The organism is Lentzea sp. NPDC003310 (genome assembly GCF_040610935.1).
GTDB lineage: Bacteria > Actinomycetota > Actinomycetes > Mycobacteriales > Pseudonocardiaceae > Lentzea.
On record NZ_JBEXNC010000010.1, the window covers coordinates 106,769 to 128,343 of the forward strand.

General features: G+C 70.2%; 23 protein-coding genes. 6 read left to right on the forward strand and 17 right to left on the reverse strand.

Going from position 1 to position 21,575, the window contains the following annotated elements:
- Window positions 1-109 precede the first annotated feature (109 nt).
- The 5 genes from ABZX02_RS21630 to menD are packed head-to-tail and all read right to left on the reverse strand — an operon-like array spanning window position 110 to window position 5,446.
- Window positions 110-967, reverse strand: a complete 858-nt coding sequence (locus ABZX02_RS21630) for a helix-turn-helix transcriptional regulator (protein WP_355300359.1) — start codon at window positions 965-967, stop codon at window positions 110-112.
- Between the two features lie 11 nt (window positions 968-978).
- Window positions 979-1,533 carry a GNAT family N-acetyltransferase gene (locus ABZX02_RS21635; RefSeq protein ID WP_355300360.1) on the reverse strand — a complete coding sequence of 185 codons (555 nt, stop codon included), beginning with the start codon at window positions 1,531-1,533 and terminating at the stop codon, window positions 979-981.
- On the reverse strand, window positions 1,526-2,275 hold the full coding sequence (gene fabG / locus ABZX02_RS21640; protein WP_355300361.1) for a 3-oxoacyl-ACP reductase FabG: 750 nt from the start codon (window positions 2,273-2,275) through the stop codon (window positions 1,526-1,528). The genes ABZX02_RS21635 and fabG overlap by 8 nt, the downstream gene beginning before the upstream one ends.
- Before the next feature lie 42 nt (window positions 2,276-2,317).
- Window positions 2,318-3,814 (reverse strand): M1 family metallopeptidase, encoded by a 1,497-nt coding sequence (locus ABZX02_RS21645; RefSeq protein WP_355300608.1) that lies wholly within the window; start codon window positions 3,812-3,814, stop codon window positions 2,318-2,320.
- A 60-nt stretch (window positions 3,815-3,874) separates the two neighbouring features.
- A complete protein-coding gene (gene menD / locus ABZX02_RS21650; protein WP_355300362.1) occupies window positions 3,875-5,446 on the reverse strand; it encodes a 2-succinyl-5-enolpyruvyl-6-hydroxy-3-cyclohexene-1-carboxylic-acid synthase in 1,572 nt (523 codons plus the stop codon).
- Between menD and ABZX02_RS21655 the strand changes: the two genes are divergently transcribed.
- From ABZX02_RS21655 to ABZX02_RS21670, 4 genes are all read left to right on the forward strand, one after another.
- Window positions 5,445-6,368 (forward strand): 1,4-dihydroxy-2-naphthoyl-CoA synthase, encoded by a 924-nt coding sequence (locus ABZX02_RS21655; RefSeq protein ID WP_355300363.1) that lies wholly within the window; start codon window positions 5,445-5,447, stop codon window positions 6,366-6,368. The two genes, menD and ABZX02_RS21655, sit on opposite strands and share 2 nt — an antisense overlap.
- A 10-nt stretch (window positions 6,369-6,378) precedes the next feature.
- Window positions 6,379-7,410 carry an o-succinylbenzoate--CoA ligase gene (menE, locus tag ABZX02_RS21660; RefSeq protein WP_355300364.1) on the forward strand — a complete coding sequence of 344 codons (1,032 nt, stop codon included), beginning with the start codon at window positions 6,379-6,381 and terminating at the stop codon, window positions 7,408-7,410.
- A gap of 73 nt (window positions 7,411-7,483) precedes the next feature.
- Window positions 7,484-8,575: an SH3 domain-containing protein gene (locus ABZX02_RS21665; protein WP_355300365.1), complete on the forward strand. Its 1,092-nt coding sequence runs from the start codon at window positions 7,484-7,486 to the stop codon at window positions 8,573-8,575.
- Window positions 8,576-8,623: 48 nt separating this feature from the next.
- Window positions 8,624-9,496, forward strand: a complete 873-nt coding sequence (locus tag ABZX02_RS21670) for a 1,4-dihydroxy-2-naphthoate polyprenyltransferase (RefSeq protein WP_355300366.1) — start codon at window positions 8,624-8,626, stop codon at window positions 9,494-9,496.
- A gap of 1 nt (window position 9,497) precedes the next feature.
- Here ABZX02_RS21670 and ABZX02_RS21675 read toward each other — a convergent pair whose 3' ends face one another.
- Genes ABZX02_RS21675 through ABZX02_RS21715 form a run of 9 tightly spaced genes read right to left on the reverse strand, consistent with a single transcriptional unit; the run spans window position 9,498 to window position 17,008 of the window.
- Window positions 9,498-9,899: a hypothetical protein gene (locus ABZX02_RS21675; protein ID WP_355300367.1), complete on the reverse strand. Its 402-nt coding sequence runs from the start codon at window positions 9,897-9,899 to the stop codon at window positions 9,498-9,500.
- The gene (locus tag ABZX02_RS21680; RefSeq protein WP_355300368.1) at window positions 9,899-10,357 is read right to left on the reverse strand and encodes a hypothetical protein; all 459 of its coding nucleotides are present in this window, start codon (window positions 10,355-10,357) and stop codon (window positions 9,899-9,901) included. The genes ABZX02_RS21675 and ABZX02_RS21680 overlap by 1 nt, the downstream gene beginning before the upstream one ends.
- Before the next feature lies 1 nt (window position 10,358).
- Window positions 10,359-11,342 carry a hypothetical protein gene (locus ABZX02_RS21685; RefSeq protein ID WP_355300369.1) on the reverse strand — a complete coding sequence of 328 codons (984 nt, stop codon included), beginning with the start codon at window positions 11,340-11,342 and terminating at the stop codon, window positions 10,359-10,361.
- Complete coding sequence (locus ABZX02_RS21690; RefSeq protein WP_355300370.1) at window positions 11,339-11,758, reverse strand: hypothetical protein; 420 nt, start codon at window positions 11,756-11,758, stop codon at window positions 11,339-11,341. The genes ABZX02_RS21685 and ABZX02_RS21690 overlap by 4 nt, the downstream gene beginning before the upstream one ends.
- On the reverse strand, window positions 11,758-14,796 hold the full coding sequence (locus ABZX02_RS21695; RefSeq protein WP_355300371.1) for a hypothetical protein: 3,039 nt from the start codon (window positions 14,794-14,796) through the stop codon (window positions 11,758-11,760). Before ABZX02_RS21695 ends, ABZX02_RS21690 begins: the two co-directional genes overlap by 1 nt.
- Window positions 14,793-15,098, reverse strand: a complete 306-nt coding sequence (locus ABZX02_RS21700) for a hypothetical protein (protein ID WP_355300372.1) — start codon at window positions 15,096-15,098, stop codon at window positions 14,793-14,795. Before ABZX02_RS21700 ends, ABZX02_RS21695 begins: the two co-directional genes overlap by 4 nt.
- Window positions 15,099-15,153: 55 nt before the next feature.
- The gene (locus tag ABZX02_RS21705; RefSeq protein WP_355300373.1) at window positions 15,154-16,242 is read right to left on the reverse strand and encodes a PLP-dependent cysteine synthase family protein; all 1,089 of its coding nucleotides are present in this window, start codon (window positions 16,240-16,242) and stop codon (window positions 15,154-15,156) included.
- 27 nt (window positions 16,243-16,269) lie between these two features.
- Complete coding sequence (locus ABZX02_RS21710; RefSeq protein ID WP_355300374.1) at window positions 16,270-16,539, reverse strand: DUF4229 domain-containing protein; 270 nt, start codon at window positions 16,537-16,539, stop codon at window positions 16,270-16,272.
- Between the two features lie 4 nt (window positions 16,540-16,543).
- Complete coding sequence (locus ABZX02_RS21715) at window positions 16,544-17,008, reverse strand: Lrp/AsnC family transcriptional regulator (RefSeq protein ID WP_355300375.1); 465 nt, start codon at window positions 17,006-17,008, stop codon at window positions 16,544-16,546.
- 180 nt (window positions 17,009-17,188) lie between these two features.
- Here ABZX02_RS21715 and ABZX02_RS21720 point away from each other — a divergent pair, with 180 nt between their 5' ends.
- Together ABZX02_RS21720 and ABZX02_RS21725 are read left to right on the forward strand one after the other, a co-directional pair.
- Window positions 17,189-17,395 carry a BldC family transcriptional regulator gene (locus ABZX02_RS21720; RefSeq protein ID WP_089915625.1) on the forward strand — a complete coding sequence of 69 codons (207 nt, stop codon included), beginning with the start codon at window positions 17,189-17,191 and terminating at the stop codon, window positions 17,393-17,395.
- A 57-nt stretch (window positions 17,396-17,452) separates the two neighbouring features.
- A complete protein-coding gene (locus ABZX02_RS21725; RefSeq protein ID WP_086667950.1) occupies window positions 17,453-17,620 on the forward strand; it encodes a hypothetical protein in 168 nt (55 codons plus the stop codon).
- Window positions 17,621-17,673: 53 nt separating this feature from the next.
- Here the strand turns inward: ABZX02_RS21725 and ABZX02_RS21730 are convergent, their stop codons facing one another.
- The 3 genes from ABZX02_RS21730 to ABZX02_RS21740 form a co-directional block, all read right to left on the reverse strand.
- Entirely contained in the window at window positions 17,674-18,951 is a 1,278-nt protein-coding gene (locus ABZX02_RS21730; protein WP_355300609.1) for an AAA family ATPase, read from the reverse strand.
- Between the two features lie 208 nt (window positions 18,952-19,159).
- Entirely contained in the window at window positions 19,160-20,071 is a 912-nt protein-coding gene (gene ccsB / locus ABZX02_RS21735; RefSeq protein WP_355300376.1) for a c-type cytochrome biogenesis protein CcsB, read from the reverse strand.
- Window positions 20,071-21,546, reverse strand: a complete 1,476-nt coding sequence (locus ABZX02_RS21740; protein ID WP_355300610.1) for a cytochrome c biogenesis protein ResB — start codon at window positions 21,544-21,546, stop codon at window positions 20,071-20,073. The genes ccsB and ABZX02_RS21740 overlap by 1 nt, the downstream gene beginning before the upstream one ends.
- Window positions 21,547-21,575 lie beyond the last annotated feature (29 nt).

The following is a 21,575-nucleotide window of genomic DNA, read 5'->3' on the forward strand; positions in this document are numbered from 1 at the left end:
CGGGCGGGGTTCTGGAGGTCAGCGCCCCGCCGCGACCGGGCCGGACTGTCGGACCTGCTGAGTAGTGTTGATTTTGGGGGATCCCGGCGGAGTCGTGTGTGTGGCGTTGCTATCGCGCCGTGCGCCTACTACGGCCCAAGAGGTCGATCTCCTGGCGAGGCCGGCCGATGTACTCCATGAGCTTGCTCCGCGTCTGTTCCTCATCGAGAGCGACCTCTGCCAGGCGGGCGAAGTGCCGCCGCGTCTTTGCGACGGCCGCCGGATCCTGCACGAACACCTGCGAGAACTCGGTTTCGCTGTAGGCGACCGACTTCGCTGCCTCGTACTCCCACAGCACGAAACCGGCGGAGACCGCGACCACCTCCTCCGGCACGATTCGGACGAGGTGGCTGTTGAACAAAAGGCGGAGGTACTGGTCTTCCATGACCTGGGCGTCGCCGACCTGCTGCTGCAGCGCTATCTCGTGGACGTAGAACACGCAATCCGCCCGGTGGTGGCGCCGCAGGACGGCCTGGCGATCTGTTCGCATCTGGACGAGGCCTGGGATCTGGTCCTCGGTCGCGATTCCGGTCTGGCGGTACAGGGAGTCGGCGTACGCCCACGTCTGCAGGAGGCCGGGCGGCGTGAGCGTCTCGTAGCTGCTGATCTTCGCGGCGGTGGACTCCGCCTTCACGGCTGTGCGCAGCGAATCCGCCGCCTGGACGATGTACTCGTCGAACGCGTACCGGTAGCGCTGCTTGAAGACCTCGAAGTAGTCGATGTCCTTGCCGCACAGCGTCAAGAACTGGACCAGGTCGATCTCGCTGGGCCGTGCCTTGCCGTGTTCGATGGTCGAGACCTTGCTGGGGTGCCAGCCGAGCCGGGCGGCCGCCTCCGCGCCTTTGAAGTTCGTGCACTGCTCGCGGAGGCGTCGTAGTTCTTCGCCCAGTTCCCGGCTGTATGCGGTGGACGGAATGCTTGGTGCCATAACCACCGAAGCTATGACTTGGACTTGCTCCACGATACGGGCTCGTTCGGGTGAAAACGGACGCCGAACCACTGTTGGGCGTTGAACTCCTCGAACCGCTCCACCTCGATGAACCCCAGCTTCTGCGCCAGCCTGAGCGCGGCCTCGTTGGCCGTCTGCGTCGTCAGCACCACGGGTTCGCCGGGGTGCTCCAGGGAGAACCAGTCGAGCGCCGCCGAACAGGCCTCGAAGGCGTACCCCCGCCCCCACGCCGAGGGCAGGAACATGTAGCCGAGCTCGGCCTCGCCGCCGTCGGGCAGCACGTGGCCCAGGCGGTCGGGAGGGCGTCGGTCGAACGTGATCATGCCGATCATCTCGCCGGCCAGTTCCGCCACGAAGAAGCCCGTTCGGCGGCCCGGGAGGTCGGGCATGGAGCGTTCCACCTCGTCGCGCGACTTCGCGCCGCCGATGTAGGTGCCGACCTCCGGGGAGGCGAACAGGTTCACGAACGCCGGGCGGTCGCGGGCCTCGGACTCGCGCAGCACCAGGCGTTCCGTCCTGATCGGGGGTGGTGGCCAGTCAGCCATGCGGGCCGCCGCTGACGTAGATGACCTGGCCCGTCACGAAGTCCGCGTCCTCGGCCGTGAAGAACAGCACGGCCCGGGCGATGTCGTGCGGGGTGCCCACGCGGCCTCGCGGGATGCCCTGGCGGCGCACCTCCAACTGCTCCTCCACGGTGCGGCCGGCTCGGGCCGCGGAGACCTTCGTCATGCCCGTCGGGATCACGCCGGGGCCCACGGCGTTCACGGTGATGCCGTGCGGGGCGAGGTCGAGGGCGGTGGCCCTGGTGAAGCCCTCCAGGCCTGCTTTGGCGGCCACGTAGTTGGCTCGTTCGCCGTCGACCAGGGCGGAGATGCTGGAGATGTTGACGATGCGGCCCCAGCCCGCGTCGCGCATGGCCGGTCCGACCGCCTTGAGCATCAGGAAGCTGCCGCGCAGGACGGTGCCCACGACGGCGTCCCAGTCCTCCAGCGGCATGTCGAGGACGTGGTTGTCCTTGGCGAAGCCCGCGTTGTTGACGAGGATCTCGACCGGGCCGAGCGCGCTCGTCACGTCGGACACGGCGCGCGAGACGGAGTCGGGGTCGCTGATGTCCGCCAGCACGGGATGGGCCGTCCCGCCTGCCGCGGTGATCTCCTCGGCGACGGCGTGGGCCTGGTCGGAGCGGTCTACGACGGCTACCCGGTTGCCTTGGGCCGCCAGGGATTTGGCTGTTGCGGCACCGATTCCGGAACCGGCTCCGGTGACGAGCGCGACACGAGTTTGCACACCTCGATCATGCTGGTCACCGGGGCCGGTCCGCCACTTGGTCTACTTGTGGGCGTCCAGCAGTTCGTGCGTCAGCTGGATCTTGGCGCGCGACTTCGGCTCGGCCTTGACCGAGAGCGACTTCGCGGCCACGTCGGCAGAACGGCCCGGAGCCTCGGCCGGCTTGCCCTTGGTGAAGAGCCACGTCTGGAAGAGCTGGTCGAGCTGCTGGCCCGAGACGCGCTCCGCCAGTGCGATGAACTCCTCGACGGTGGCGTCGGAGTACTTCTTCTCCGCGACCCACGTCTTGAGGATCTCGAAGAACTTCTCGTCGCCGACGGCCACGCGCAGGGCGTGCACGGCCAGGGCGCCGCGGTCGTAGACGGCGCCGTCGAAGACGTCACCGGCACCGGGGTCGCCGGGCAGGACGTTCCAGAACTCGCTGTCCGCCGGGTACAGGTCGTAGGTGTAGTCGGCGTTCTCCTGCGCCGTGCCCTCACCGATGTGCTCGGACCACAGGAACTCGGCGTAGGAGGCGAAGCCCTCGTTCAGCCAGATGTCGCGCCAGTGGTGCACGGACACCGAGTCGCCGAACCACTGGTGGCCCAGCTCGTGTGCGACGACGTAGGTGTTGGCGCCGCGGCGGAAGAAGGCCGTGTCGTAGGTCGGGCGGGTCTGGTTCTCCAGCGCGTAGCCGAGGTTCGGGGTGACGACACCGCCCTGCGCCTCGAACGGGTACGGGCCGAAGTTCTCCGCGAGGAACTCGGTGATCTCCGGTGTGCGCTCGATGCTGGCCTTGGCCGCGTCGGTGTTCTCGCCCAGGCGCTCGGAGTACGCGTTGACGTACGGCTGGCCCGACGGCGTGGTGCCCTGACGCAGCTCGAGCTGGCCGATCGTCAGGAAGGTCAGGTAGGTCGCCTGCGGCTTGGTGCTGCGCCAGTTCCACCTCGTGTAGCCGTTGATCTGGCGGGTCTGGCCGACGAACGTGCCGTTCGAGATCGCCTCGACGCCGTTCGGGACGGCGACGTTGACGTCGAACGTGGCCTTGTCGGTCGGGTGGTCGTTGGACGGGTACCACCAGGCGGAGATCTCCGGCTCACCGATGGCGAGCGCGCCGTCCACCGTCTTCGTCCACGCCGTGAAACCGTTGCGGTCCTTCACGGTCGACGGGCTGTCGGCGTACGTGACGACGATCGTGAGGTCCTGACCCTTGCGGACGCCGCCGCGCGGGGTGAGCGTGAGCTCGCCCTGGTCCGAGACGAACGACGTCGGCACGTTGTTGACCCGCACCGACTTCACCTTGAGCAGGAAGTCGAGGTTGAACTGCGTGAGGTCCTGGGTGGCCTTCGCCAGGATCGTCGTGGTGCCCGAGAGCTGGTCGCCCGTCGGGTTGTAGTTGAGCCTGATGTCGTAGTGGGAGACGTCGTACCCGCCGTTCCCGTAGTTCGGGAAGTACGGGTCGCCGACTCCGGGTGCACCAGGAGACGCCGCCAGGGCGGTCCCCGCGAAAAGGGTCATCGCGGCCGCGGACGCCACCGCGGCCGTCGCCTTGGATCTCATCGACATGCGGCGGACGCTATCCAGACGATCATGGACGAGCCACCGACTTCCGTATGTTTCCTATCTGGTGAAAACCTTTGACACCGTCGCCTTGAGACGCTGGTGCAGTGCGCGCAGTTCGTCACGTTTTGCCTGCACTTCGACCACTTGGAGGCCTTTCGGTGCCGCAATCGCGCTACGGAACTCCTCCGGGCCGTCCACAATGGAGTGCGGAATTCGGTAGCCCGCGCACAAAGCGGTCAGATCAGTCCCGTGCGGGGTGCCGAAAATCCTCTCGAAACTGCTGTCGTACTCCGGCGCACCCTGTTCCAGCAACGAAAAGATGCCGCCTCCGTCGTCGTTCAGCACGACGATCGTGAGGTCCGGCCGGTGGTCGGCGAGCAGGCCGTTGCTGTCGTGCAGGAACGTCAGGTCGCCCATCAACGCGTACGACGGCCCTTCGTGCACGACCGCGAGCCCCAACGCCGTGGACACGCTCCCATCGATGCCCGCCGCACCCCGGTTGGCGTGCACCGCGACGTCCGGACGGCGTTCGGCGGCGAAGTCCACGTCGCGGATCGGGTTCGACGACCCCACGAACAGCAGTGATCCCGACGGCACCGCCTGCACCAGGTCGCGCGCCACGTGCAGGCCGGTCGGCCACGGGGTCGCGTCCAGCAGGTCGTCGACGGCCGCGCTGACGTTCTTCACGGCGCTCTGCCAGGCCTGCGTCCACTCGTCGTCCAGGGCGGCGGGCTCCGGCAGCCAGGTCGAGGCGCGGGCCGCGCTGAACGGGACGTCCGGCCACTGCGCCCGGTCCCCCACGGCGTGCACGATTGGAGTCGCTCCCAGCACCGTCTGCTGGCCCCTCGACAGGGTGACGCGCCCGACGACGAGCACCGCCTCCGGCCGCAGGTGCTCCGGCAGACCCGCGTTGAGCAGCAACGACCCGTGGCGGAACCCACCCGGCGCCGTCGGCTCGGCGATCACCGGCCAGCCGAGCCGCGAGGCCGCCAGCAGCCGCTCGGGGCGGTCGTCACCGAGCAGGACCAGCGTGCGGGCGGGCAGGTCGGACGGACGCGTCTCGACGGAGAACGCGCGGTCCGTCGCCGTCCAGGTATCGCGGTCCGACGCCGGCCACGCGTCGTCCGACGGCGTCAGCGGCGGCCGGAACGGCACGTTGACGTGCGACGGGCCGTCCGCGGCGATCGCCCGGCAGATCAACGACCGCGTCACGGGCTCGGCGGCGGCCTCCGGCAGGTGCAGCGTCGGGATGCCGAGCACGTCGAACTGGTTGATCGTCTGGCTCGCGCCGGTGCGGTAGAGGTCGACCGGGCGGTCCGCGGTGAGTGCGATCAACGGCACGTTCGTGAGCTGCGCCTCGACCACGGCCGGGTGAAGGTTCACAACGGCCGTGCCACTCGTGCAGGTGACGACGGCGGGCGTGCCCGTCTTGGCGAGGCCGAGCGCGAGGAAGCCGGCGCTGCGCTCGTCGATGCGCACGTGCACCGTGAGCAGGCCCATCTGTTCGGCCTGGTGCAGGGCGAACGACAGCGGGGCGTTGCGCGAACCGGGGCTCAGCACGACGTGGCGGACGCCGTTGCGGACCAGTTCGTCGACGATCACCCTCGCCTGCGCCGTGGACGGATTCATGCGCCTAGAGTCTCAGACCGTGGCAGATCAGGAGCTCTTCGACCCGTCGTTGTGGAAGCCGATCGAGGGCTTCGACTTCACCGACATCACCTACCACCGCGCGCTCGACCAGGGCACGGTCCGCATCGCGTTCAACCGGCCCGAGGTGCGCAACGCGTTCCGGCCGCACACGGTGGACGAGCTGTACCGGGCGCTCGACCACGCGCGGATGTCGTCCGACGTCGGGTGCGTGCTGCTGACCGGCAACGGCCCCTCGCCGCGCGACGGCGGCTGGGCCTTCTGCAGTGGCGGTGACCAGCGGATTCGTGGTCGCAGCGGCTACCAGTACGCCTCCGGTGAGACGGCCGAGACGGTCGACCCGGCGCGTGCGGGCCGGCTGCACATCCTGGAGTGCCAGCGGCTGATCAGGTTCATGCCGAAGGTCGTCATCGCGGTCGTGCCCGGCTGGGCCGCGGGTGGCGGGCACAGCCTGCACGTCGTGTGCGACCTCACGATCGCGAGCGCCGAGCACGCCAAGTTCAAGCAGACGGACGCGGACGTCGGCTCGTTCGACGGCGGCTACGGCTCCGCGTACCTCGCCCGGCAGGTCGGCCAGAAGTTCGCCCGCGAGATCTTCTTCCTCGGCCGCACGTACTCCGCCGAGGACATGTACAAGATGGGCGCGGTCAACGAGGTCGTGCCGCACGCCGAGCTCGAGACCACGGCGCTGCAGTGGGCGCGCGAGATCAACGGCAAGTCGCCGACCGCGCAGCGCATGCTCAAGTACGCGTTCAACCTGATCGACGACGGCCTGGTCGGGCAGCAGCTGTTCGCCGGCGAGACGACCCGGCTCGCGTACATGACCGACGAGGCCGTCGAGGGCCGCGACAGCTTCCTGGAGAAGCGCGACCCCGACTGGTCGAACTACCCGTACTACTTCTGAGCAGGTGTAAATGCTCGACGAACTGCGCGCGGCCCTCGCAGGCGGCGACCCGCTGGTGGAAGGCCCGCTCGACGGCTGGGAGAAGCGCGCCGTGCTCGGCGTGCCGACCTCGGGGTCGACGGGCGAGCCCAAGACGGTGCTGCTCGACGCGGACGCGCTGACCACGTCCGCGGAGGCCACCCACGAACGGCTCGGCGGCCCCGGCACCTGGCTGCTGGCGCTGCCCACGGGCCACATCGCGGGCATCCAGGTGCTGGTCAGGTCGATCGTCGCGGGCACCACGCCCGGTGTGCTCGACATGACCAACGGCTTCCGCGCCATGGGCTTCGCGCACGCCGCACGGCCGGTGCTGGCCCAGCCGGGACCGCACTACACGGCGCTCGTGCCGACGCAGCTCTCGCGGCTCGTCGTCAACGAGGGACCGGGGCTCGAGGCGCTGCGGCAGTTCGACGGCGTGCTGATCGGCGGGGCCGCCACCCCGCCGAAGCTCCTGCAGCAGGCCCGCGCCCTGGGCGTGCGGGTCGTCACGACGTACGGCATGAGCGAGACGGCCGGCGGGTGCGTGTACGACGGCACGCCGCTGCGGGACGTCGCGGTGCGCGCCGACGACGTGATCGAGCTCAGCGGACCGGTGCTGGCGCTGGGCTACCGCGGCAGCGCGGAGCCGTTCGGCACGTGGTTCCGCACCGGCGACCTCGGGCGGCTGCGGGACGGGCGCCTGGAGGTGCTCGGGCGGGCGGACGACGTGATCGTCACCGGTGGCGAGAAGGTGCCCCCGGTGCTGGTGGAAAGGGCTCTGGCGACCGTCGAGGGCGTGCTGGAGGCCTGTGTCGTCGGGGTGCCGGACGACGAGTGGGGGTCCGTGGTCGCCGCCGCGGTCGTCACGCGCGGGGCGGAGCCGTCGGTCGACGAGCTGAGGGCCGTGGTCGGGCGGGAGGTCGGGCGGGCCGCCACGCCGAAGCTGGTGCGGTTCGTGCACGAGCTGCCGTTGCGCGGGCCCGGCAAAGTGGACAGGTCGGCCGTCTTGGCGTCCTTTAGGTGAGCCTTTACCGCTGAGGGCAACTCTCGCCGCGAAGCGCGCGGACACCGCCGCGCGTCGGCGATGGGGGTTTCTCATGCGCTACCTGATACCGCTGGTCGCGGGCACCGCCCTGGTGGCCGGACTGGCATCTCCCGCCCAGGCGGCTCCTGCCTCGAACGAGTGGACCGCGGACGTCAGCGGCCGCTCGGTCACGTGGGGCGGGTCGCCGCGCACCGGTCTGGTCGAGCTCGGCACGCACAGACTCGCCCAGCCCGCCAACGCGGTCACGGCGGCGGTGACCGGCGACGGCGTGGTCGACGTGCGCGGGCTGCGCGCGGACGGGCAGTGGACCGAGTGGCTGGAGGCGCCGGCGACGTTGCCGGTGACCACGTCCACGATCGAGACGCGTGTGGTGCTGAGCGGCGGCAAGGCGTCCAAGGTGAAGCTGACCGCGTCGCGGGTCGCCGCCGCGGAGGACGTTTCCGTTGCTGCCGCTGGACGTTCGTACCGCGTGTACGCGACGCGCGAAGGTCTGGTCGGTGGCACGACGGCGAACGGGCACGTGATCCGCTCGCGTGACCACTTCGTGGCGTTGCCGTCGCGGCGGGGCCTGGCGGGCAAGAACTCCGGCAACTACAGCGTGCAGGTGTGCGCCTCGAACGGCCGGTGCGAGTGGGCGCCCGTGTGGGACGTCGGCCCGTGGAACACCAAGGACGACTACTGGAACCCGTCCGCCACCCGTGAGATGTGGAAGGACCTGCCGCAGGGCAAGCCCGAGGCGCAGGCCGCGTACGAGAACAACTACAACGGCGGCAAGGACCAGTTCGGGCGCGAGGTCGCGAACCCGGCGGGCATCGACCTGGCCGACGGCACGTTCTGGGACGGCCTCAAGCTGACCAACAACGCGTGGGTCACCGTGACGTACCTGTGGACCGGTTCCGGTCCTGTGGGGACGGTCCGGACCTCCGCCGCCAACGGCACCGTGAACGTGCGCAGCGGCGCGAACTCCTCGTCCTCGCAGGTGGGTCTCGCCGCGAACTACGCGCAGGTCAGGGTGACGTGCCAGCTCACGGGCGAGTCCGTGTCGGGCACGCAGGGCACGTCGAACATCTGGTACCGCATCGCCTCCGGCAAGCACATCGCCAAGGCGTACGTGGCGGGCGTGTCCGGCGCCACTGCCTGCTGATACACCCCTTCGGTGGGTCCTCAGGAGTCATACCGGAGGATGTGGGGCATGGCCTCAGTCGTCCAGTGGATCCAGGGGACCCGCCCGCGCACGCTGCCGAACTCGATCGCCCCGGTCGTGGTCGGAGCCGCTGCCGCGCACCACATCGACGAGTTCAACACCCTCTACACGGTGCTCGCGCTCGTCGTCTCGGTCGCGTTCCAGATCGGCGTGAACTACGCGAACGACTACTCCGACGGCATCCGCGGCACGGACGACAACCGGGTGGGACCGTTCCGGCTCACCGGGTCCGGTGCGGCCGAGCCGGAGAAGGTGCGGCTGGCGGCGTTCATCTCGCTCGGGATCGGCGCGGTGGCCGGGCTCGTGCTGGTGGTGCTGTCCGGGCACTGGTGGCTGCTGGGCTTCGGCGCCGTGTGCATCGCCGGGGCGTGGTTCTACACGGGTGGCAAGCGCCCGTACGGCTACGCGGGGCTCGGCGAGATCGCGGTGTTCCTCTTCTTCGGACCGGCCGCGGTGCTGGGCACGCTGTACGTGCAGACCGGGGAGATCACCGGCATCGGCATCGGGGCGTCCATCGCGATGGGGTCGATCTCGGCCGCGGTGCTGGTGGCGAACAACCTGCGCGACATCCCGACGGACGCCGTGTCGGGCAAGCGGACGCTCGCGGTGGTGCTGGGGGACAAGGACACCCGCCGGCTGTACCTCGCGCTGGCGGCGGTGCCGTTCCTGATCGCGCTCGGCATGGTCGTGCGGGTGCCCTACGCGTTGCTCGGGTTCCTCGCGGCGCCCGTGCTGCTGCCCGCCGTCCGACGGGTGGCCGCCGGACGCGGTGGCAAGGAGCTGATCCCGGTGCTGCAGTTCACCGGCTTCGCGATGCTGGCGTGGGCCGTGCTGGTCAGCGCGGCCCTCGTGCTGGACTGAGCTACCAGGCGTCCTCGGTGAACTGGGTGGGCTCGTCGTCGTCCGTGCGGGCGGGCCTGCGCGGCGGAGGCGGCGGCGCCGTCTCGCCCTGGATCAGCCGTTCGAGCGTGGCGCGGTCGGCGTCGAGCGCCTGCCGCACCAACGGGTCGTGCGCGGCCTCGCCGGTGAGGACTTGACGCCAGCTGAGGCCGGCGCCGCGGGCGATGCGGTCGGCGAGCTGGCGCATCGCGGGTGAGGCGTCGCTCGACTTGGCGAACTGCATCACCCTGCGGATGTCCTCAGTGGACGGTTCTTTGCCGCGCAGGTTCTGCTGTGCGGTGCGCATGGCGCGGTCCGCGTCGGCGACCGCGCTGGTCAGGAAGTCCTCCGCCGCCAGGATGTCCGGTGTCCGCCAGGCCGTCATCACCACTTGTCCTCCGTGAAGATGTCCGGGGCGTTGTCGTCGCCGTCGTCACCGCGGTCGCGGCGGCGCGGGTCCTGGGCGTTCATGATCTCTTCGGGGGTCAGGCCCTCCTGCAGCATCTGGAACGCCTGCTTCATCTTGTTGACGTTCTCCTGCTGCATGGCCTGCACGTCGGGGTCCTGCGCCGCCTTGCCGGAGACGACGTCCTCCCACGTGAACTCGCCCGCGTCGACCTTGCGCTTGAGCGCCTTGAGCTGCTCGGGCGCGTCCCGTTCCTGCGCGGCCCGTTCGACCTGCTGGGCGATGGCCTTGAAGTCGATCGGCGGCACGGGCGGCAGCGGCGTGGCCTTGAGCCGGTTCGCGAGGTCCTGCGCCTCCTTGAAGCGCGCGTCGACCTGCGCCTCGGCCGCGCGCAGCTCCGCGGACTTCCAGCTGTCGTTCGGGTTCGGGGTGGTCATGTCAGTTCTCCCTGCCGAAGAGGCCGCGCTGGATCGGCCGGGCGTCACCGCGGATGTCGGTCACGTCACCGCGGTCGCCGATCGTGCGCCACTGGCGGAAGTCCACTTCGGACAGTCCGAGCTCCTGGGCGGTCTCGAAGTTCTCGCCCACGAAGTGCAGCACGGCCTGGTCGCCCAGGACGCCGACGATCTCGAACTCCGCGCCCCGGTAGGTGCACAGCGTGCGGACCAGCTGGAGGTCCTCGACGACCGCGTCCGGCACCTCGAGGAACGCGGCCTCGCCGTCGCGCGTGAAGTCCGGCGGGGCAGGCTGACCGGCGAGCGGGTGCAGCAGGACGCTGCCGGCCGTCGGACCGAAGTCGACGTCGAAGTCCTGGCCGCGGTACCGGCCGATCAGTCCACGCCGGACGGTCGGGCGGTGCGGAACCGGTGCCTGCCAGTACCTCCCGGGCCCGAAGCCGACGTCGCCCGTGGGGATCCAGCCGACCTGGCGGTGGACGTACTTGCCGACGCTGCGGCCGGTGCCGTCCGGTTCGAAGCGCCAGAGCTCGGTGCCCGCGGGGAGCTCCGCCAGGTCCATGACGTACTCGGGGATCGGGTTCGCGCTCGGCGTGTACCCGGTGCCGGTGAACGGGAGCGGGTAGACGCGCGTCGTGCCCATCTTCCGCGCGCCGTCGAGCGTCGGGCCGCCGAAGCTCGTGTCGAAGAGCCCGGTGGTGTGGGCCAGGAAGCGCAGCAGGTACTGCGTGCCGCGCGGCCAGTCCGCGACCTTGTCGACGCCGAACGCCTCGGCGAACTGGTCGCTGGTGCCCTGCGGGAAGTCCTGCCCGCGCGTGACGAACCCGGCGGCGCGGTGCGGTTCGAACTTGCCGGGCACCACGACGTTGCCCAGGTAGAGCTGCGCGACCGCGGGGTGGACGATCTTCTGCAGGATCGTCTCCGGCCCGATGCCGGCCGCCTTGCGCACCGCCTGTGGAGTGCTCATCCCGCGTTCTTCTCCTTCCACCGCACCAGGAAATCGGTGCGGTCGACCTGCACGTCGTGCAGCTCGCTCTCGTCGAGCGTGGCCCGGTAGCCGTTGTACTGGTCGCCTTCGAGCCCGTTCTGCTGCGCCCAGACGTACTCGCCGCCCGCGTAGCCGGCCTCCGCCTTGCCGTTCTCGGTCCGGACGACGTTGAACAGCTGTCCGCGCCAGGTGGCGGTGCACCGGTCGAGGTACCAGGCGTCGAGGTCCGCGACGGCCACCGTCTTGAGCTCGCGGTTGCCGTAGGTCTGGAACCCCTCGGCGTGGGCGTAGTCCACGCCCGGCACCTTGCGGAGCCAGACGTGGTCAGGGCCTTCGGCGCCGGCGAAGTACGTCTCGCCCCGGTACTCGGCCATCTCCTGGGAGTACTGGGTCATCAGAGCTTCGTCCAGCCGAACTTGCGGTCGTACACGGCGTGCAGTTTCTCAGAGCCGTCCGCGTTCACCTGCCAGATCTCGGCACGATCGGGCAACGGTGTGCCGCCGTCGACACGCCACTCCGGCATGCCGCCCATCGTGGAGCCCGTGCCCGTGAACGGGTCGTAGCCGTCGTACGGCTTCGCCGCGCCACCCGCCGCCGCCATCTGCTGCTGCGACGCCTCGTAGTGCGCCTTCTCCTGCGGCGACTGGTAGTGGTCCGCCGAGTAGGGGCCGGGCTGGGTGAAGTCCGGCGTGTCCTTCTTCGGGCCGCCGAACGGCACGTTGTGCGCGCCCGCGTTCTGGTCGGTGACCTCGTACCGGAGCTGCATCGCCGACGGCGCGCCGTCCGGGATCGGGGTCCAGCCCTTGCCCTTGTCGTCGAGGGCGAGGCCGTCCCGGAGACCCTGCGGCGTGTTGACGCCGACGACGTCCTGGCCGCGCGCGACCGAGCCGCCCATCTGGTTCTGCCAGGTCTCCTTCTGGCTGCCCGGCGCGTGCGGGGTGTCGGGCAGGTACGTGCTGAGGGCGCCCTGGTTGAGGGCCTTGGTGACGATGTCGCCGCTGCCGACCGTGATCTGGTTGCGGACGTCGGCGACGTGCTGGGCCTCTTGCGGGCTGAGGTTGGTGGAGAGGCGCTGGCTCAGCTCGGTGTAGCGGTCGCGGTCGGCCTGGTTGGGCAGGATCTGCTCCAGCTGGTGCTGGTAGCCCTGGCCCTGGGCGGCCATGGCGGCGGCGTCGAAGTGGCCCTTGAGGTCGGGGGCGGTCGGCGTCTGGAGGTGCTGGTTGTCGCCGTTGTCGCCGTTGTCGCCGTGGGTGGGGGTCGCGTCGTCGTTGCCCGGCTTGGGGTCGGTGTCGTGCTGGGCCGGGGTGTCGTGGTCGGGCTGGGGATCGTGGGGTTTGACGTCGTCGGCGCCGCTGGTGTCGGTGTCGTGCGGCTTGGGGTCGGCGTCGGGACGGGGGTCGGTGTCGTGGGGCTTGGTGTCGGTGTCGTGTGGCTGAGGGTTCGCGTCGTGCGGCTTGGTGCCGGACTCGTGCGGGGTCGTGTCGTGGGGCTTGGGGGTGTCGTGCGGCGCGGAGCCGGACGGGGTCGTGTCGTGCGGACGCGGGGTCGACGGGTCGTGTGGCGTGGTCCCGCCGCTCGGCGTCGAGTGGTCCGTGGTGGGAGACGGGTGTCCGGGAGGTGAGGGCAGGCCGCCGCCCGCGCTCGGGGACGGGTGTCCGGGGGGCGACGGGAGGCCGCCGCCCGAGTGGGACGGGGCCGGGGCGGTTGCCGTGCCGGAGCTCGCGCTCGGGTGGTCGGGAGGCGTGGGCAGGCTGCCGCCGGGTGTCGGGTGCGTCCCGGGTGGGGTCGGCAGGCCACTGCCCGAGCTGGGCGGGGTGGGCAGGCCGCTCCCGGAGTGCGGCGGAGTCGGGAGACCGCTGCCGGAGTTCAGCGGGGTGGGCAGACCGCTGCCCGAGCCGGGCGTCGGGTGCGTGCCGCCCGAGCCAGGTGTCGGGTGCGTGCCGGGCGTGCCCGAGCCCTGCCCGTGCGTGCCAGGCGTGCCCGAAGGCGGGGTCGGCAGGCCCGAGCCCGTGCCGGGGCGCGTACCTGCGCCACCGGGCGTGCCGGGCGTGCCGGGCGTGCCGTGGCCGGGCGGGGTCGGGAGGCCCGAGCCCGTGCTGGGCGGGGTCGGCAGGCCACCGGGTGGCTTCGGTGCACCCGAGCCGCCCGCGCCGCCTGCGGACGGGAACGCCGGCACGCCGCCCGCGCCGGGGCGGGAGCCGGAGCTCCTCGTCTGGTCGCCGCCTCCGCCGGGGGCCATCGGGGCACCCATCGGCATCGCGCCGGCCATCGGGGTCGTCTGGGTCGATGACGGCGGGGCGATGGCGGGGGCCGCCGACGCCGCGTGCGTCGTGTCCGGGCGGGGGATGTTCGGGGCGCCGGAGGCGGGGCCGCCGGAGTGGCCGGCCGGGCCTCCGCCGGTGGGAACGCCGCCTCCGCCGCCTCCGCCGAGGGACGGCGTGGGTGCGGTGGGGGCTCCGGTGGCCGCTGCCGCGTGGGTGCCCGCCGGGGTGTCCGGGGTGGCCTGCAGGGGTGGCGGTGCTCCTACCGGGGCGCCGCCCGGTGCCACGGCGGACGCGGCGGCCGGTTTGGTCTCTTCCGCGCCGCCTGGTGGCGTGCGGATCTCGTGCACCCGGTCGCCGATGTCGCGGCCGCGGTCGGCGATCTCGGTCGCCGACTCCTTGATGGAACCGAGGTCGTCCTTGATGTCGTTGACGGCGTTGCGGACGTCGCGGCCCGCCTCGGCGACCTCCTGGGTGGCGTTCATCGCCTCGGCCAGGGAGTCGGCGTCCTTCAGCTTGCCGATGGCGGAGAAGACTCGGCCGACGGCGTCGAAGAGCGCCTTCACGTCGGAGATCAGCTTCTGGACCGTCTCGATGATGTCCATGATCCGCCGGTAGATCTGGTACGCGTTCCAGACCATCTCGGCGGCCTTGATCCAGCCCGCGACCGGGATCCAGACGGTGGCGGCGGCTTCGAGCAGCTTGTTGACCAGGTAGTCGAGCAGGCGGGCGGCCTGCTTGCCCAGGGCCTCGGCGCCGTTGGCGACCGTGTCGAAGCCCTTCGCGATCAGCTGGGCCACGCCCATCTCGGCGAGGAGACCGGCCTTCCAGCCGAGCGCGATGTACTTCTCGTGGGCGCGGGCGGCGTCGCCGTCCCAGTGGTCGCGCACCTTGCCGACGGCGTCCGTGAGGTTGTACGAGACGTCGTTCATGGCGTTGCCGACCATGCGCCACGCGTCGCCGTCGGCGCGGATCTTCGACCAGTCGCCGGTGATCGGCGTGATGATCGTCGAGACCAGCGACTCCCCGGTCACGGCCTCGAAGACCCAGTTGACGGCCTGGACGCCCCAGCCCTGGTCGCGCAGGACGTCGTTCAGCGACGCCGTGTCGACGTCGGGCTGCTTCAGGGAGGCGGCGACCGGCCGCACGGAGTGGTACGCCGTCGTCGTCACTTGAGGAGCCCCTCGAAGATCCGCCGCTGCAGGGCGTCGATGTCCTCGTAGTCCTTCGCCGTGGCGTCCACCGCCGAGGCCGCGCCCTCGAGCTTCGACGTGCCGAAGTCGAGCGTCTCGTCGAAGAGCGCCCGCACGATGTCCACGCCCGGCTGCAGCAACGTCAGCAGGCCCGTGAAGCCCGCCTTGTCGCACGCCGTGGTGTGGACGTACTTGCGGATCGTCTCGAACTCTTTGGCCTCGGTGCGCAGGTACTCGGCGTACGCGCGCAGCTCGGCCGCGTCGGTGAACAGCGACGACACAGCGTCCCCCCTGCGGACTCAGGTGCTCAGGTCACGCTGTGACGCACGACCCTCGTCACCAGTTCCCCGAGCGGTGGAAGTTGTTCAGCCGTTCCAGGCACGGGTCGAGGTGCATGCCCTGGGCGGCTACCCATGTGTCGTCGTAATAGGTGTTCGCGTAACGCTCCCCGCCGTCGCAGAGCAGCGTCACCACACTGCCGCGCGCCCGGGATTGCCGCATCTCCGCCACGATCTGGAACGCTCCCCAGAGGTTCGTGCCGGTGGACCCGCCGACCCGCCGCCCGAGCAGGTCCTCGACGTACCGGATCGTCGCCACGGACGCCGCGTCCGGCACCTTGATCATCCGGTCGATAACCTCGCCGATGAACGACGGCTCCACGCGCGGCCGGCCGATGCCCTCGATGCCGGAACCGCGCGTCGCCACCAGGTCGCGGTCGCCGTCGCGCCACGCGTCGAAGAAGACCGAGTGCTCGGGGTCGACGACGGCCAGGCGCGTGTTCAGCTTCTGGTAGTGGATGTACCGCCCGATCGTGGCGGACGTGCCGCCCGTGCCCGCGCCCACGACGATCCAGTCCGGCTCCGGCGAGGGCTCCAGCTTCATCTGCTGGAAGATCGACTCGGCGATGTTGTTGTTGCCCCGCCAGTCCGTGGCGCGCTCGGCGTGCGTGAACTGGTCCATGAAGTGGCCGCCGAGCTCCGCGGCCAGCCGGCGCGACTCGTCGTAGAGCGCCGAGGGCTCGTCGATGAAGTGGCAGCGGCCGCCCTGGCGCTCGATCAGCGCGACCTTCTCCGCCGAGGTCGAGCGGGGCATCACCGCGATGAACGGCAGCCCTAGCAGCCGCGCGAAGTACGCCTCGGACACCGCCGTCGACCCCGAGGAGGCCTCGATCACGGGCGTGCCACCGGTGATCCAGCCGTTGCAGATCGCGTAGAGGAACAACGAGCGCGCCAGCCGGTGCTTCAACGAGCCCGTGGGGTGGGTCGACTCGTCCTTCAGGTAGAGGTCGATGCCCCACTCGAGCGGCAACGGGTAGCGCAGCAGGTGGGTGTCGGCGCTACGGTTGGCGTCCGCCTCGATGATCCCGACGGCCTCGCACACCCAGTGCCTGGTCCTGCTGCAAACGCGGTCAACGGAGGTACTCACAGCCCGCACGATAACCGGGCAGACGTCCTACGCCTGGGTGACAGGACCTTCGTCACCACGCAGTTCGGACCGCAGCTTGTCCCGCTCGGCCCTGCGCTGCGCCTGGTGGGCGTCCAGCCCGGTCGCCGCCCGCTGCCGCAGCCCCTTGAAGAGGAACAACGACGCCGGCAGTGCCACGACCACGCCCACGGCGAGAGCGGGCAGCAAAGGAACCTTGAACAACAGGAGCGCGCCGGTCACCACCGCGACGAAGCCGAGGCGGGCGAGGACGTAGAGCGTCACATCACGAGCGAGCACCCATTCAGGTTACGTCGCCGTCCTCGTCCCCGGTGTTCGGGCGCCCTTCGAATCGTGTGGACAGCACCACGGTCGTGCGCGTCCGGGCCACGCCGGGGATCCTCCGCAGCCGCCCGAGCGACTTCTCCAGGTCGTCCACGGTCGACACCCGGACCTTCACGATGAACGACTCGTCGCCCGCCACGCGGTAGCAGGACTCGACTTCGTGCAGCTCACCGAGGGCGACGGCGACCTCGTTGTCGTCCGCGACGTCGGTGGGGTGGATCCCGATCAGGGCCGTCACGCCGAGGCCGACCGCGCTGGGGTCGACGACCGCGTGGTACCCGACGATCACGCCGCTGGACTCCAGTTTGCCGACCCGTTCGTGCACGGCGGAGGCGGACAGGCCGACCTGCCTGCCGAGGTCGGCGTAGGTGGCCCGGCCGTTGGCGCGCAGCGCGGCGATGATCTGCCGATCAAGAGCATCCACCCGCGTAACCCTAGGCCCAGCGCACGTGTGCGGGTTGTCCAGGTCACAGGAGCACCGTGTGAGCCATGTCCGGTTTGGCCCCTGCGTCCCTTACTACCTCTTTACCAAAAAACAAGCGTTCGAGTACCTGATGGGTCAGATGCCACGATCAGACCGGAACGTCTGATCTGAGGAGGACGAGTGACTGCAGCCACCGAGCGGCTCTTGACGCCTGGGGAAGTCGCCAATCTGTTCCGGGTCGACCCGAAGACCGTGACCCGATGGGCCACTGCAGGTCGCATCGGCTCGATCCGCACCCCTGGAGGACATCGCAGGTTCCGTGAGACCGAGGTGAAGCAGCTCCTTTCGGAGCTGACGACCGAGGCGACTGAACCCGTTCGCCACTGAAACCGTAGTTACCCCTGTGCCGCGGGTAATCTCGTGGCAAAGGGAGGTGGCGACACGATGATCTACCTGCTGGCGGTGATCGGTGCGCTCACCGTGGCTGTGCTCGTGTGGCGAGCGTTCGCCCCGCAGCACTCGGAGTACACCCCAGGCCGCAAGGTGATCGCACCCGACGACGACCCGGAGTTCCTGCGCAAGCTCGACGAGCAGCGCAAGCGCGACGAGTGACGGAAAAGGGGCCCTGATCCCAGGACCCCTTTCCGCAAGTGTCGAGAACCCGCTCAGTTGTGCGGGAAGTCGTCCGCGACGACCGCGGCGAGTTCCAGCAACGCGAGGCGGGTCTCCGGCGCGAGCTGGTCCAGCGCGATCTCGGCGCCCTCTTCGAGGTGCTCGTCGAACGGCAGGCGGACCACGGCACGGCAGCGCTGCTGGAAGTGGGCCGCGAGCTTGTCGAGGTCGACCTTGCCCGACTTCGGGCGCACCGAGTTGATCACGCACACGGACTTCGCGACCAGGTCGCGGTAGCCGTGCGCCTCCAGCCAGTCGAGGGTCGCGGCCGAGGTCTGCGCGCCGTCGACCGAGCCGGACGACACGAGCACCAGCGAGTCGGCCTCGTCCAGGACGCCCTTCATCGCGGAGTGCATCAGGCCGGTGCCGCAGTCGGTGAGCACGATGTTGTAGAAGTGCTCGAGCAGCGCCACCGTGCGCCGGTAGTCGTCCTCGCTGAACGCCTCCGAGACGGCCGGGTCCTGCTCGGACGCGAGCACCTCGAGGCGCGCGGGCGACTGCGAGGTGTACGCGCGCACGTCGCTGTACTTGGTGATCCGCGGGGCGTCGCGCAGCAGGTGGCGGACGGTCGCGGTGGTCTCGCGCGGGATCTTCAGCGCCAGCGTGCCGCGGTCGGGGTTCGCGTCGACGGCGATCACCCGGTCACCGCGCAGCGACGAGAACGTCGAGCCCAGCGTCGTGGTGGTCGTGGTCTTGCCGACGCCGCCCTTGAGCGACAGCATCGCGATCTTGTAGCACCCGCGCAGCGGCTGGTTGATCCGCGCGATGAGCTCGCGGCGCCGCGTGTCGGCGGGGCTCTCGCCGAGGTTGATGGCGCCACCGGTGATCGAGTGCAGGGACTTGCGCCAGCCGGACGTCGGCGGACGCTTCTCCTTCTTGATCAGCTGCTGCGACGACACCTGCTCGGCCTGCGAGCGGTACTGCTGCTGCGGGAAGTTGTTCGGGAACTGCTGGCCGGCGAAGTGGCCGTACTGCGCGGTCGTGTGCTCGGTGTTGTGCGGACCGGACTGGCCGCCGCCCACCTGGTAGCCACCGGACTGCGAGCCCGGGACCGGGTAACCGCCCGACTGGGAACCGGGAACGGCGTAGGCACCGGACGTGGTGCCGGGCACGGGGTAGCCGCCGGACTGCGAACCGGGCATGGCGTACGCGCCGGACGTGGTGCCGGGCGCCTGACCGGGGTCGGCCGACGGGGGCACGTGGTACTGGCCGGAGCCCTCGGGCACCTGGTACGGACCGGACTGGCCGGGCACCGCGTGCGGGCCGCTCACGTGCTGCGGGCCGGACTGCTGCGGATCGGGGTAGGCCGCCGCCTGCGGGTCGACGTACTGCGGGCCGGAGCCCTGTTCCTCACCCGGTGGTTGCTGCCAGTTCACCGCTGTGGTCCTCCCTGCACACGAGAGACCGAGACTTCCCCGACCCCCAGGTTGCGACGGTACGCAACCGCCACCGGTTCCATCGACCTGGGGGCTTAACTCGTTAGAGACCGGCGTAGGAATGCAACCCGGTGGTGACCAAGTTGATGAAGAACAGGTTGAACACGTTCAGGACGAAGCCCGCGATGTTGATCCAGGCGGCTCCGCGGCCCCGCCAGCCGGCCGTCGCCCGCGCGTGCAGGTACGCCGCGTAGACCACCCAGGAGACGAACGCGACGGTCTCCTTCGGGTCCCAGCCCCAGAACCGGCCCCACGCCGCCTCGGCCCAGATCGCGCCGCAGATGATCCCGGCCGTGAACAGCGGGAACGCGAGCACGGTGGTCCGGTACGACATGCGGTCGAGCACGTCGGCGGACGGCAGCTTCGGGAAGCGGTCGGACTTCGAGTCCTTGAGCAGGTAGAGGATCGACGTCACGCCGGGGATGAGCAGCACGCCGGACGAGATCGAGATCACCGAGACGTGGATCACCAGCCAGTACGACCGCAGCGCCGGCTGGACGGGCGCGGACTCGGCGTACAGCACGGTGCCGCCGAGGAACAGCAGGATCCAGATCGGCGTGAGCACGAACGCGCCGAGGCGGCGGATCGGGAACTTGGCCATCAGCACGATCCACGTCACCACGGCCGCGAGGCACAGCAGCGACATGTACTCGTACATGTTGCCCCACGGCGCGCGGCCGGCGGACAGGCCGCGCATGACCAGCGAACCGAGGTGCAGCACGGCACCGAGGACCGTCATCGCGGCGCCCATGCGACCGATGCGCTCGGTCTTCGTGAGCTCGTGCTTCGGCTCGTCGACCAGGATGTCCGGGCCACCGGCGCCGACCAGCGCCTTGCGCGGGGTGCGGGCGAACGCCTGCTCCACCGCGTACAGCAGGATCGCGACGAGGTAGACACCCAGCGCGCTGCGGTACAGCCAGTCGCTGTAGGTCGCGAGAGTCTCGTCAACCGGCATCAGGACTTCTCCTCGTTCAGCACCGCGCGGGCGAGCCGCGTGAACTCCTCGCCGTATCCGGCCTGGTCAGTACGGGCGAGGCCACCGACCTCGACCAACGTACGCCCGTCCTCCAGACGGGTCGCACGCACCCACACCCTGCGGCGCTTGACGGTCAGCGAGACCCCCAGGCCGAGGATGATCAGAATCGCGAACGCGAGCACGTACCCCTGGGTCGGGTCGTGCGAGACCTGCAGGGACACCCAGTCGTTGACCCCGTCGAACCGCACCTTGGTGCCGTCGTCGAGCGCGACCTCCTCGCCCAGCGCGAGGTTCTTGCGCGCGACCTTCTGCAGCCTGCCCTGGTCGACCATCTTCTGGTCGATCGAGAAGATCGACTGGCCGCGGCCGTTGTCCACGCCCAGGTCCCCGCGGTACACGTCGACGGCGACCATCGGGTTGTTCAGCGCCGGGAACTTCGAGCTGAGGATGTTGCCGTGCAGCAACGGCGTCGGCGCCAGCAGACCGGTCACGGCGATCTGGTTCTTGAGCCGCGTCTCGCTGTCGGTGATGCCGGGCGGGTCGAACTTCGTGGCGCCCTCGGAGGTGAGCGTGAGCTGGTCGCTCGGCAGCCACTGGATGCCCTGGGTGCGCTTCTCGCCGTTGGGGAACGTCACCGTGAACGTCGGCGTGTAGCCGTGGCCGAGCAGGTAGACGCGGTCGCCCTCGGTGCGCAGCGGGTGGTTGACCTGCAGCGTGTACGGCTTCCACGTGTTCGACGCGAGGTCGTCGCCGGACTGGTACCGGATGTCGGCCTGGAAGCCGACCGGCTGGCCGTTGTCGAGGTACTCCGCGGAGAACTTGCCGATCTCGACGCAGAACGGCGTGAGGTCCGTGCCGTCGACCCGCAGGCCGGGCCGGAACTGGTCGTAGTTGAAGATGCCGCCGTTGCAGAACTGGCCGCCGTTCGCCTGGACGATGACCTGGCCCTCGTAGTTGAACATCTTGCCGAGCGCGAACGACACGAGCAGGCCCAGCAGCGCGAAGTGGAAGACCAGGTTGCCGGTCTCGCGCAGGAACCCGCGCTCGGCGCTGACCGTGTCGTCGCCCGCCTCCATCCGCCAGCCGCGCATGGCCTTCTTCGCACGCGCCACGGCCTCGTCCGGCGTGATGTCGAGCTCGGCCTGCACGTGGTGCGGCATGCGCGAGAGGTTGCGCGGCGTGAGCACCGGCTTCGAGCGCATCTGCTTGAAGTACTCCCACGTGCGGGGCAGCAGGCACCCGACCAGGGACGTGAACAGCAGCAGGTAGATCGCGGCGAACCACGGCGTGGCGTACACCTCGAAGAACCCGAGCTTCTGCAGGAGCTCGCCCCACCAGCCCCTCTGGGCGATGTACTCGTCGACCTTGGCCGAGTTGAGCGAGCGCTGGGGCAGCAGAGCGCCGGGCATCGCGGCGAGCGCGAGCAGGAACAGCAGCGTCAGCGCGGTCCTCATCGAGGTGAGGCCGCGCCACGTGTTGCGGA

Coding starts and splice junctions, on each gene's coding strand:
- ABZX02_RS21675 (WP_355300367.1), bottom strand. CDS start 9,899: ATGACGGCCTGGCGGACACCGGACATCCTGGCGGCGGAGGACTTCCTG.
- ccsB (WP_355300376.1), bottom strand. CDS start 20,071: ATGCCGGTTGACGAGACTCTCGCGACCTACAGCGACTGGCTGTACCGC.
- ABZX02_RS21635 (WP_355300360.1), bottom strand. CDS start 1,533: ATGGCTGACTGGCCACCACCCCCGATCAGGACGGAACGCCTGGTGCTG.
- menD (WP_355300362.1), bottom strand. CDS start 5,446: ATGAATCCGTCCACGGCGCAGGCGAGGGTGATCGTCGACGAACTGGTC.
- ABZX02_RS21670 (WP_355300366.1), top strand. CDS start 8,624: ATGGCCTCAGTCGTCCAGTGGATCCAGGGGACCCGCCCGCGCACGCTG.
- ABZX02_RS21685 (WP_355300369.1), bottom strand. CDS start 11,342: ATGAGCACTCCACAGGCGGTGCGCAAGGCGGCCGGCATCGGGCCGGAG.
- ABZX02_RS21725 (WP_086667950.1), top strand. CDS start 17,453: ATGATCTACCTGCTGGCGGTGATCGGTGCGCTCACCGTGGCTGTGCTC.
- ABZX02_RS21655 (WP_355300363.1), top strand. CDS start 5,445: ATGCGCCTAGAGTCTCAGACCGTGGCAGATCAGGAGCTCTTCGACCCG.
- ABZX02_RS21665 (WP_355300365.1), top strand. CDS start 7,484: ATGCGCTACCTGATACCGCTGGTCGCGGGCACCGCCCTGGTGGCCGGA.
- ABZX02_RS21740 (WP_355300610.1), bottom strand. CDS start 21,546: ATGAGGACCGCGCTGACGCTGCTGTTCCTGCTCGCGCTCGCCGCGATG.
- ABZX02_RS21630 (WP_355300359.1), bottom strand. CDS start 967: ATGGCACCAAGCATTCCGTCCACCGCATACAGCCGGGAACTGGGCGAA.
- ABZX02_RS21690 (WP_355300370.1), bottom strand. CDS start 11,758: ATGACCCAGTACTCCCAGGAGATGGCCGAGTACCGGGGCGAGACGTAC.
- menE (WP_355300364.1), top strand. CDS start 6,379: ATGCTCGACGAACTGCGCGCGGCCCTCGCAGGCGGCGACCCGCTGGTG.
- ABZX02_RS21645 (WP_355300608.1), bottom strand. CDS start 3,814: ATGAGATCCAAGGCGACGGCCGCGGTGGCGTCCGCGGCCGCGATGACC.
- ABZX02_RS21680 (WP_355300368.1), bottom strand. CDS start 10,357: ATGACCACCCCGAACCCGAACGACAGCTGGAAGTCCGCGGAGCTGCGC.